Here is an 11712-nt window from a genome sequence, read left to right as displayed (position 1 = left end):
GGAGGGTTGGCCATGAGCAAGGCGATCGTCGATCCGGAAGAACTCAGGCGGTTTGCGCAGGATCTCAAGCGATTCAATGCGAACCTGCAGAACCAGATGGGCGTTCTGCAGGGGCGTCTGACCACGCTGGGCCAAACCTGGAGGGACCAGGAGCAGCAGAAGTTCGCGGAGGAGTTCGACCAGACGATGCGGGTGCTTGGGCGGTTTGTCGATCTGTCGGCGCAGCACATCCCGTTCTTGTTGAAGAAGGCCGAGAAGATCGAGGAGTACCTGCACCAGCGGTAGAACACGGGAGACGCGGCGGATGGCGGGCGGTGCACGGGTCATGTCGGTCGAGGCGCTGGACCGCTTCCGGAGCGCCGTGTCCAAGTTCGGCGAAGCGGCCTCGGCGGCGCTCGCGGAGTGCGATTCGGAAGCCGAGCGGGCAATGCAATGGCTTACTCACGAGCAGTTGGCCCATTGGCAGCGGGAGGTTCGGAAGCGGCAGGAACGGGTGGCGCAGGCCAAGAGCGCGGTGTACCGGAAGGAACTGACGGCGCTACCGGAGCGAGCGAGGGCATTCGAGGAGCGGGATGCTCTCGATGCGGCCAAACGTGGCTTGGAGGAGGCCGAGCGCAAGGTCGAGGCGGTGAAGAAGTGGGCTCGAGTGCTCGACCGCGAGTTCGCGCTGTACCGTGGCGCCAGCCAGACCATGCAGGATGTGGTCGCCCGCGAGATGCCGGGAGCGATGAGCCGTCTGGGAAAGATGATCGAGCATCTGCAGGCTTATGCGATGGTTTCGAAGGGGACGGGCGGAACAGCCGCGGCCAGCACCGAATCCGGTGGGCAAGGGGTCCAAGCCAGTGACCATGCGAGGCTCCGTCGGCGGACCCCGAGCGACGAGGCACGGATGCGTGCGGTCAAGTCGGGAGAGGCGGGCGTTGTCGGGAGGATTGCCCTGGTAATCGATGCGATTGAGGGGGGGCTGCTCGCGAGGCTGGGACTCGGGGGTGAAGCGATCCAGCCGGGGCTGCTTGCTGTGGTCAGTGCGGGGAGTCTCGACGGGAGGGACGTGTACTTCGAGCGTCGGTGCCCGGCGTGTCCGGAGGACAGCGGGTGGTTTGTCGGCTCGATGGTGGCCGATTCGGAGGCGGGCGTGTACGAGACCATCACACTCGGCGATCTGGTGCGTCTTGTACCACGCAGCAGCGAAGTTCTGGAACTGCCCGAGGGATGGGTGTGCGTCGTGGTATCCGGGGGGGTCGCCGCGGTGCTGGACGTTCACAACAGGGATCTTCTTGCGGGGCGGTAGTCATGGCTTGCGGGAGCGGACGATGAGCGTGAGTGTGGCGCAGGTCAGGTTGAGGGACGGGCTCAAGGAACTGAAGTTCGCCTGGGCCCAGGTCAAGGACCAGTGGGACGATGCGGCGCGGGCCAAGTTTGAAGAGGACTACCTGCAGCAACTGGATTCCAAGGTTCGAGGAGCGATGGCCGCGATGAACCGACTGGCCGAAGTGATTGCCCAGAGCCGACGTGATTGCGAGTGAGCGTGGTGGTAGGCTGCCAACAGTTGCCCGTATGCCCGATGGACCCCTGACCAGTCTGGAGCGTCGCGTGCTCGGTGACCTTCGAGCGCTGCTGCGCGAGCGCGCCGAGCGGCAGGCGGCGATCGAGAGCGAAGCCGAAGCCGGAACAGCTGGAGCCGAGGCCCAGCTTCGGCGCGAGCTCGAGCAGGCGGACGAGGAGGCCTCCCAGGTACGACTGGCGGCCGGTGACGAGGCGTCAAGGCGGGCCGACGAGGTGCAGCGGCGCGCGGCCGCGGCGCTCGCGGCGAACGACCGGAGTCGGGACGCTGCGGTTGCTGACATCACCGAGCGGGCCGACCACGAGCGATCACGGGCGGAGAAGCGGCTGCAGGAATCGACCTGGATGGCCGAAACGCTGTACGAGCCGCACGCGCACAAGCCCCGCGAGAAGTTCGAGCAGTCGCGCAAAGTGATCGATCAGGCGGTGGCTGATGCCCTGGTGGTTGAGCGGAGCGCCGCGGAATCGCTTGCCCGACTAGGACGCCGACCCGACCGCCTGCTGGTGGCTCCGACGGGGGAACTGGACCAAGCGGGGGACGCTGTCGACGCGATTCAACGGGAGGTCGAGGCGGCCCAGTATGGGTTTCGGCGGCTTGATTCGCTCGTGCTGGCGCGCATGACGATCACGCCGCTCCTGGTCGTGTATGTGCTGGGGGCCGCGGCAGGCGGCGCGGCCCTGACCTGGGTCTACCTCAAGGGCGCGACGCCGGCAGTAATTGGGGCCGCGGGATCCGGCGCGACGCTCCTGATCGCCGGGCTCCTTGTGCTGCTCAGCCGCGTGGCGTCGAGGCAGGTCGCGCGAGCGGCGGGCCGGATTGCTGGTTCTGTTGCGCGGATCCGGCGATTGGCCCCGATAGCGGTCGAGCAGGCGATGCGGGCGCGGCAGCAGGAGGAGGCGGCGTTGCGGGAGCCGCGCGATCGGGAGATCCGATCGGCTCGCGAGAAGCACGAACTCGCTGCCGTTGAAGTCCGGAGGGTCTCGGCGGAGCGGATCGCGGAGATCCGTGCGAGACACCTCGCGGCGGAGGAGGCGATCACGGCGGAGCGGGATGCGGAGGTGGCCGCCGCTCAGGAGAAGGGTGAACTGGCGATTCGGCTTGCGGAGCAAACGCACGCCGAGGTCACCGCGCGAGTGCGGGCGACGGCCGGCGCGCGGCGTGAGCAGGCACGCGCGGCGGAGGTCGAGGGATGGGCCGCTTTGGAGGCGGATTGGCGGACTCGGATAGCGAGCATCAGGGCCGATCTCGAGAAGGTTGGGCGAGCCGAGCGACGAAGCGCCCCGGCGTGGTCGGAGGTGTTGAGTGATGACTACTCAACGACCGAGGTTGGGGAGCGCCTCGCGAGGATCGGATCGGTGCAGATAGACTTGACCGCGATGCCGGGGGGGGTACCCGGCGATCTCCGGCTTGATCTTGCGGGGCCGGCGAACTTCGCGCTGCCCGTGTTGCTCGAACTTCCGGAACGCGGGTCGCTGCTGATCCGCACCGGGGGCGAGGGGCGAGCGGAGGCGATCGGCACGCTGCAGGCGACGATGCTGCGGTTGCTGGCGACGTTCCCCCCGGGGAAGGTGAGGTTCACGATCATCGATCCGGTCGGCCTTGGCGAGAGTTTCGCCGGGTTCATGCACTTGGCGGACTTCGAGCCGCTGCTGGTTTCGGACCGAATCTGGACCGAGCCGCGTCACATCGAAGCGAGGCTTGCCGATCTGACCGAGCACATGGAAACGGTGATCCAGAAGTATCTCCGCAACGAGTTCGCGAGCATCGACGAGTACAACCGGCACGCGGGCGAGGTCGCTGAGCCGTTCCGGTTCCTCGTGATCGCGGACTATCCGGTGAGCTTCGACGAGGCCGCCGCCAAGCGCCTGGCGAGCATCATCACGAGCGGTCCCCGGTGCGGCGTCCACGCGTTGATCGCGATGGACACGCGTCGGCCCGCACCCCCGGGTCTGCCGATCGCGGACCTCGAGCGGGCGTGCGTGCGCGTCGTGTGGAAGCGGGGGACAATGGTGTTGGAGGATCCCGACTTTGCAGACCTTCCGCTGGCGCTGGATGCGCCCGCCGCGACGAACGAGTTCACGCGGGTGGTTCATGCAGTGGGGAGTCGATCGAAGGACGCGGGGCGGGTGCAGGTGCCGTTCAAGCACGTGGCTCCGCCGGAGCAACTCTGGCCGCTCTCTACCGCCGACGAGGTACGGATCCCTCTTGGGCGGGCAGGGGCGACCAAGCTCCAGTACATCACACTGGGCCGGGGCACGGCGCAGCACGCGCTCATCGCGGGCCGCACGGGGTCCGGCAAGTCGACCCTGCTGCACGTGCTGATCACCAACCTCGCGCTGTGGTACAGCCCCGACGAGGTCGAGCTGTACCTTGTCGACTTCAAGAAGGGAGTTGAGTTCAAGACGTACGCGAGGCTTGAGTTGCCCCACGCACGTGTGGTGGCGATCGAGAGCGAACGGGAGTTCGGCATCAGCGTTCTCCGCCGACTTGACGCGGAGATGAAGCGACGCGGCGAGATGTTCCGTGAACTGATCGTCCAGGATGTTGCCGGGTATCGGGAGGTTTCGGGGCGCAAGCTGGCACGGATCCTGCTCATCGTTGACGAGTTCCAGGAGATGTTTGTCGAAGACGACAAGCTGGGCCAGGAAGCGGCCCTGCTGCTGGATCGCCTCGTGCGTCAGGGCCGCGCGTTCGGGATGCACGTGGTGCTCGGATCGCAGACGCTGGGCGGTGCTTTCAGCCTTGCCCGAAGCACGATGGGGCAGATGGCGGTGCGCATCGCGCTGCAGTGCAGCGAGGCGGACTCCTACCTGATCCTCAGCGACGACAACTCGGCGGCGAGGCTGCTCACGCGTCCCGGTGAGGCGATCTACAACGACGCGAGCGGCGCGGTGCAGGGAAACAGCCCGTTCCAGATCTCGTGGCTGGAAGACCAGGAGCGGGAGATTCGGCTCGAGGCCGTGCGGCGCCGGTGGGAGAACCAGGGCCACCGTCCCGGCAGCATGATCGTGTTCGAGGGTCACGCTCCCGCCGACATATCGAGGAATCGGGCGCTCGATGCCGCGCTGGCCGCCAAGGGGAGCGCGGCGGCGTCGGGTGCGGTTGCCTGGCTGGGTGAGCCGATTGCGATCAAGGATCCGACGGGTCCGGTCCTTCGACGGCAGGAGGGGGGCAATGTGCTGATCGTCGGGCAGCGCGATGAAGCGGCGGTCGCCATGCTCGCATCAGCCATGGTGGGGCTCGCCGCGCAGCACGGGCTTGGCGTCGTGGATGGGACCGGCGCAGCCGCGAGATTTGTGGTGTTTGATGGCAGCACGCCGGACTCGGCCTCGGCGGGGCTGATCGCCGGGGTCGCCCAAAGGCTTGGGATTCGGTCCGACGTCGTGGAGTACAAGGACACGCCTGGCGCCGTCCTTTCGCTGGCCGCGGAGTTGGCTCGACGGCAGGATGAGGATCGGCTGGGGTATCCGCCGGTGTACCTCCTGGTCCTTGGGCTGCAGCGGTACCGGGCGCTGCGTCGCCCGGAAAACGAGTTTGACTTCTCGAGCGATTCCAGCGGCGAGGCGACTGCGGACAAGCACTTTGCTGCGATCCTTCGGGAGGGCCCCTCCGTGGGCATCCACGCAATCGTCTGGTGCGACACGGTGGCAACGCTCAACCGGACCTTGGACCGGCAGGCGATCCGCGGGTTTGACCATCGGGTTGCGTTCCAGATGAGTGCATCGGACTCGAGCAGCCTGATCGACAGCCCCGCGGCAAGCGTCCTGGGACAGCACCGTGCGTTGTATTTCAATGAGGAACAGGGCCTGACCGAGAAGTTCCGGCCGTATGCGATGCCCTCGGATGGGTTTATTGCCGAGGTTGCCCGCAGGCTCGCGGAGGGGGCAGCGGGGGGGGCCGGCGCGGCGGCGCCACGATAGTCGGTGCGTTCCGGGCGGCGTTCGGGTCGTGGACTTGATCGTTCCGGGCACCCGTGCTTTACTTGTGGCCCTTCGGCCGCCCGTCGGCCGAGATTCCTATGCACGCCCCAAACTGGGGCCCACTCGCGACCAATCCCGAGGAGCCACATGTCGATCCGAATCAAGGCGCGCAGCGGTGAGACCGTCGAGCAGATGATGCGGCGGTTCAAGAAGCTGTGCGAGAAAGAGGGCCTGACGAAGGACATCAAGCGCAAAGAGTTCTACGAGAAGCCCTCGGAGCGAAGCCGTCGTGCGGCGCGCAAGTCGGTGGCCCGTCGGGTTCGTGAGGCCATGGGGCCTGTGGAGCGAGAGGCGAAGGGCCCGAAGGGCAAGGCTGGAAAGGGTGGTCCGCGCGGCGGGCGACCCGGCGCGGGCGGCGGGAGGGGGTCGGGGGGACCCCCGTCCAGGTAGGCCGGTTCATCGCGGGCGGATCGGGTGAACCCGGCCGCCCGCTTGTGCAATTTTGCTTGATTCGGGGGCGGGCGCGGCGGATGAATCAGATCGCCGCGACGGGCGGGGTGAACAGGGGTTCGTGCAGGTCAGGCTGATTGTCCACGCGGCGGCCCGCCGCGGGCGTGGTGAGAACAAACGACCGGGCGTCCAAGTCGGTCTGCCCGGTCGCGGATTCGGAGACTACCTCGTGAGCAATGGAACGGTCCGGAGCGTGGTGTGTGGAGCGAACCGGTTTGCCGAGGCGGCGCGGTTGCTGATGGTTCCGCTGGTGATGCTTGCGGCGGTCGTGCTGGCTCCGCAGACGGCGATGGCGCAGCACGCCGAGGGCGCATCGAGCGTCGCACATCATGGCGGCGGCGAGGCCAACCTTGTGCTGCCCGACGTTGCCGATGCGACGTTCATGGGGGTCAACGGTCGGACGCTCCTGATGGGCGGTCTGGGCATCGGATTGCTGGGGCTGATCTTCGGTCTGGCGATCTACACACAGCTCAGGAACATGCCGGTTCACAAGTCGATGCTCGACATTTCGGAGCTGATCTACGAGACCTGCAAGGCGTACATGATCCAGCAGGGCAAGTTCCTGATGCTGCTGTGGATCTTCATCGCCGCGATCGTGGCGGTGTACTTCGGCAAGCTGGTGCCGGTCGGGCTTGATGCCGCCGGCCATGCCGCGTTCGGCATGCCGATGAGCAAGGTCGCGATCATCCTGCTCTTCAGCCTCGTTGGGATCGCGGGCTCGTACGGCGTCGCGTGGTTCGGCATCCGGGTCAACACCTTCGCCAACTCCCGTGCGGCGTTTGCCAGCCTCCGCGGCAAGCCGTTTCCCTGCTACTCGATCCCGCTGAAGGCGGGCATGTCGATCGGCATGGCCCTGATCAGCGTCGAGCTGATGATCATGCTCGGCATCCTGCTGTTCGTGCCGGGTGATCTCTCGGGGGCGTGCCTGATCGGATTCGCGATCGGCGAGTCGCTGGGCGCCTCGGCGCTCCGTATTGCCGGCGGTATCTTCACGAAGATCGCCGACATCGGGTCCGACCTGATGAAGATCGTCTTCAAGATCAAGGAGGACGATGCCCGCAACCCCGGCGTGATCGCCGATTGCGTGGGCGACAACGCCGGCGACTCGGTCGGGCCCTCGGCGGACGGCTTCGAGACGTACGGCGTGACTGGCGTGGCGCTGATCACGTTCATCATGCTGGCCATCAACGAGAAGACAGCCGGAGCGGGGTTCGCGGCGATCCAGGTCCAGCTCTTGGTGTGGCTGTTCATGATGCGGATCATCATGGTGGTCGCGTCGGCCGCCTCCTACTTCATCAACGAGGCGTTCGCCAAGGCGAAGTTCGGCAACGCTCCGAAGATGAACTTCGAGCACCCGCTGACGAGCCTGGTCGTGCTCACGTCGGTGATCTCGGTAGCGCTGACGTTCATCGCGTCGTACCTGCTCATCCCGACGGTTGCGGGCGATTCCACGTGGTGGTGGAAGCTCTCGCTGGTGATTACCTGCGGCACCGCGGCGGGGGCGATCATCCCCGAACTGGTCAAGGTGTTTACGTCAACCAACTCCCGTCACGTCCGCGAGGTTGTGACCTCCTCGGAGCAGGGCGGGGCTTCACTGAACATCCTGTCGGGGTTTGTCGCGGGGAACTTCTCGGCGTACTGGCTCGGTCTCGCGATCGTGGTGCTGATGGGTCTGGCCTACATGGTCAGCAACATGTTCCCGCCGGCGATGCCAGGGGCGTCCCACACGATCATGATGGCCCCGGCGGTCTTCGCGTTCGGTCTGGTCGCCTTCGGCTTCCTGGGCATGGGTCCGGTGACAATCGCGGTCGACAGCTACGGTCCGGTGACCGACAACGCCCAGAGCGTCTTCGAACTGTCGACCATCGAGACGCTCCCCGGCATCCGCGCCGATATCAAGAAGGACTTCGGTTTCGAGCCCGACTTCGAGAAGAGCAAGGAGTTCCTGGAAGAGAACGACGGGGCGGGCAACACGTTCAAGGCGACGGCCAAGCCCGTCCTCATCGGCACCGCGGTCGTCGGCGCCACGACCATGATCTTCTCGATCATCGTGGGCCTGACCAACGGGCTGGAGGCGTCGCTTGTCGCGAACCTCTCACTGCTTCACGCTCCGTTCCTCCTGGGCCTGATCACCGGCGGCGCGATCATCTATTGGTTCACGGGCGCCTCGACGCAGGCGGTCTCCACCGGGGCGTACCGCGCCGTCGAGTTCATCAAGGCGAACATCAAGCTCGAGGGTTCGACCAAGGCGAGCGTCGAGGACAGCAAGAAAGTCGTGCAGATCTGCACGCAGTACGCCCAGAAGGGGATGTTCAACATCTTCCTGGGCGTGTTCTTTGCGACGCTCGCGTTCGCGTTCCTCGAGTCGTACTTCTTCATCGGATACCTAATCTCGATCGCCGTCTTCGGTCTGTACCAGGCGATCTTCATGGCCAACGCAGGCGGCGCCTGGGACAACGCGAAGAAGGTCGTCGAGACCGAGTTGCGGGCCAAGGGCACGCCGCTGCACGATGCCTGCGTCGTGGGAGACACCGTGGGTGATCCCTTCAAGGACACGTCTTCGGTCGCTCTCAATCCCGTGATCAAGTTCACGACCCTGTTCGGCCTGCTCGCCGTCGAGTTGGCGGTGAGCATGAAGGTCTTCAACGGGGCGACGCAGCAGCAGGACCACACCACGCTGACGATGCTCCTGACGGGCCTGTTCTTCGTCGTGTCGCTTGTCTTCGTGTGGCGGTCGTTCTACGCGATGCAGATCGGTCAGCACGCCGGGAAGTCCCACTAATCGGCGATCCATGATGAGACCCGACGGGCTCGCGCACGGCGCGGGCCCGTTTTTCATTGCGGGGAGGAACCCGCGGGGTTTCCGCTATCATGCCTCGGCGGGGCGGGGGAGCAGGGAGTGCCCGACTGATGGTGATTCCAGCGACCCTGGCTTCCATTCAAGAGATTCCCGCCGCCTTCTGGGCCGCTCCCGCCGGCGGCGTGCTTGCGCTCGCCGCGGCGTGGGTGTTCGCGTCGTCGGTGATGAGCCGAGCCGAAGGCGAGCCGGAGATGATTCGGATCGCGCAGGCGGTGCGCGATGGAGCAATGGCGTACTTGTCGCGGCAGTACCGGGTCGTGGCGGTTGTGTTCCTGGTGATCATCGCGGTGCTCGGCGTCCTCTCGATGGGACTGGGGCTGCAGCCCGCGCTGTCGATGATCGGCGTGCCGGTGGCCGGGTTTCTCTCGGGCCTGTGCGGCTGGCTTGGCATGCGGATCGCAACGAACGCGTCCGCGCGAACGGCCTTTGCCGCGAAGACCTCGTTGAATGATGGACTGACGGTCGCTCTTCGGTCCGGGGCAGTGATGGGCCTAAGTGTGGTTGGCTTCGCGCTGCTGGATGTCTCGGCCTGGTTTGTCATCCTCAACTCGGGTGTGGTGCCGGGTGTGTCGGGTCCCGCGGTGATCACCACGGTCATGCTCTCGTTCGCGATGGGCGCTTCGACGCAGGCCCTGTTTGCCCGAGTTGGCGGGGGCATCTTTACCAAAGCCGCGGACGTCGGGGCCGACCTGGTCGGCAAGGTCGAGGCCGGGATCCCCGAGGACGATCCCCGGAACCCCGCGGTCATCGCCGATAACGTCGGCGATAACGTTGGCGATGTCGCCGGCATGGGCGCCGACCTCTACGAGTCGTATTACGGGTCGCTGCTCTCCACGTTTGCCCTCGGCGCGGCCGCGGCGGCCACAATCCCGGCGATTTCGGCTGGTGAATCCGTCGGGCTCGCGATGCGGCTCATAGCGGTCCCAGCGGCAATCGCCGGATTGGGGATCGCGTGCTCAATCGTCGGGATTCTCTCGGTCCGGACCAGCGAGGGGACGTCGTTTGCCGGGCTGCTGTCAGCGCTCACCCGGGGTGTGTGGATCGCGGCCGGGCTCATCGCGATCGGGGCCATGGGTGTGCTGTACTGGCTCCTCCGCGAAGTGCCGGAGGTTTCGTGGCTTGGCTTGTGGGGTTCGATCATGTCCGGCCTGCTGGCGGGGCTGATCATCGCCCGTTCGACGGAGTACTACACGTCGTACGAGCACACGCCAACCCGACGGATCGCTGTGCAGGCGAGGACCGGCTCCGCAACGCTGATCATTGCGGGTATCTCCGAGGGCATGCGATCAACGTGGGCCGCTCTCGCGACAATCGTCGCTGGGATTCTGGCAGCGTTCGTGCTTGGTGGCGGAGGCGACAACATCCTGCTGGGGCTGTATGGCGTGGCGATCGCTGCCGTCGGCATGCTCTCGACGCTCGGCATCACGCTGGCGACGGATGCGTACGGCCCAATCGCGGACAATGCCGGCGGTAACGCCGAGATGTCGGGCCAGCCGCCCGAGGTGCGGCAGCGCACCGACATGCTCGACTCGCTGGGTAACACCACCGCCGCGACAGGGAAGGGGTTCGCGATCGGCTCCGCGGCCCTGACGGCGCTGGCCCTTCTCGCGGCGTACGTCCAGGTCGTTCAGACGCAGCTCACAAGCCAGGCGCTTGACTTTGCCCGTGCCAATGAATCGACCCTTCGACTTGCCGAGAAGGCGCCGTGCGCGGTCTTCATGGGGTACCAGAAGTTCGCGCTCGTCCTACCCGGCGCTGGGAGTGGCGGCGGTCCGGTGTACGACGGAGCGCTGCTGTTTGATCCTCAATCGCTCGGGCATCTGTATCCGCAGCTTCGTGTGGGGCAGGTCTTTCAGCTTGAGTCCGCTGTCGCAGGAGAGAATCACAACCACGATCATGACCACGGCCACGACGATGATGGCGAGGATTCCGCCCATCGGGGCCGGGGTGCAATCCGCGTGCACCATTCTCAGCAGCACGGTGATCACGTGGATTCCGTCGAGTTCGACCTCGTGCGGACATCCGAGGTGGACCTGCATTCTGTGATGACGTTCTACGGTGTTACGCTGATCAACCCGAGCGTCCTCGGGGGTTTGTTCCTCGGAGTGATGCTCACGTTCCTGTTCTGTGCCATGACGATGTCAGCGGTCGGTCGCGCTGCCTACGCCATGATGGGCGAATGCCGCCGGCAGTTCGGCATCATCCGCCGCGTGCTGCGTGACGACGGGATGGGGGAGGGGGATGTCATGGACCCGGCGAACTGGCCGCGGAGCATCGAACTGAACGGGGACCGCTACCCGGACTACGCGACCTGCGTGCGGATCTCGACGAGGGGAGCGCAGCGGGAGATGGTGGTGCCGGCGCTGATCGCTATCCTGGCGCCGATCGCGACGGGGGTTGTCCTTTCGGTGCCCGGAGTCGTCGGCCTGCTCGCCGGGGGGCTGACCGCGGGTTTCGCGGTGGCCGTGTTTATGGCGAACGCGGGCGGGGCGTGGGACAACGCGAAAAAGCTCATCGAGTCATACGGCAAGATCTCGGCCGACGAGTTCCTGCGGAGCAGCGACGTCCGGGAGCGGATCCCACCGGAAATCCGCGAGCAGCTCGTCGCGAAGGCCACAGAGCTGCAGCGAACCGGCCGGGGCGGTGAGGTCGTGTACGGCAAGGGCTCGGACGACCACAAGGCGGCGGTAGTCGGCGACACGGTCGGCGATCCATTCAAGGATACTTCGGGCCCCTCGCTGAACATCCTGATCAAGCTCATCTCGATCGTCTCGGTGGTGTTCGCCGGGCTCACCGTGAAGTTCGGACCGGCTGTTGGCGACTGGCTCGGGATCACGGGGGGTGGGGGGGCTCACTGA

At 66.1% G+C, this 11712-nt stretch carries 7 protein-coding genes; all 7 read left to right on the top strand.

The window, feature by feature from the left end; genetic code table 11:
• Positions 1 to 12 precede the first annotated feature (12 nt).
• The gene (locus KF745_04170; GenBank protein MBX3357604.1) at positions 13 to 285 is read left to right on the top strand and encodes a WXG100 family type VII secretion target; all 273 of its coding nucleotides are present in this window, start codon (positions 13 to 15) and stop codon (positions 283 to 285) included.
• A 19-nt stretch (positions 286 to 304) separates the two neighbouring features.
• Complete coding sequence (locus KF745_04165) at positions 305 to 1291, top strand: hypothetical protein (protein MBX3357603.1); 987 nt, start codon at positions 305 to 307, stop codon at positions 1289 to 1291.
• A gap of 22 nt (positions 1292 to 1313) precedes the next feature.
• Complete coding sequence (locus tag KF745_04160; protein ID MBX3357602.1) at positions 1314 to 1526, top strand: hypothetical protein; 213 nt, start codon at positions 1314 to 1316, stop codon at positions 1524 to 1526.
• Positions 1527 to 1557: 31 nt separating this feature from the next.
• On the top strand, positions 1558 to 5484 hold the full coding sequence (locus KF745_04155; GenBank protein MBX3357601.1) for an AAA family ATPase: 3927 nt from the start codon (positions 1558 to 1560) through the stop codon (positions 5482 to 5484).
• 147 nt (positions 5485 to 5631) lie between these two features.
• Positions 5632 to 5934: a 30S ribosomal protein S21 gene (rpsU, locus tag KF745_04150; GenBank protein ID MBX3357600.1), complete on the top strand. Its 303-nt coding sequence runs from the start codon at positions 5632 to 5634 to the stop codon at positions 5932 to 5934.
• 229 nt (positions 5935 to 6163) lie between these two features.
• Positions 6164 to 8776 (top strand): sodium-translocating pyrophosphatase, encoded by a 2613-nt coding sequence (locus KF745_04145; GenBank protein ID MBX3357599.1) that lies wholly within the window; start codon positions 6164 to 6166, stop codon positions 8774 to 8776.
• Positions 8777 to 8904: 128 nt separating this feature from the next.
• On the top strand, positions 8905 to 11712 hold the full coding sequence (locus KF745_04140; GenBank protein ID MBX3357598.1) for a sodium/proton-translocating pyrophosphatase: 2808 nt from the start codon (positions 8905 to 8907) through the stop codon (positions 11710 to 11712).

The organism is Phycisphaeraceae bacterium (genome assembly GCA_019636655.1).
In the GTDB taxonomy this organism is placed as follows: Bacteria; Planctomycetota; Phycisphaerae; order Phycisphaerales; family UBA1924; genus JAHBXB01.
The sequence above is the reverse complement of the archived record's forward strand: the minus strand, read 5'-3'. Positions and strand labels throughout refer to the sequence as shown.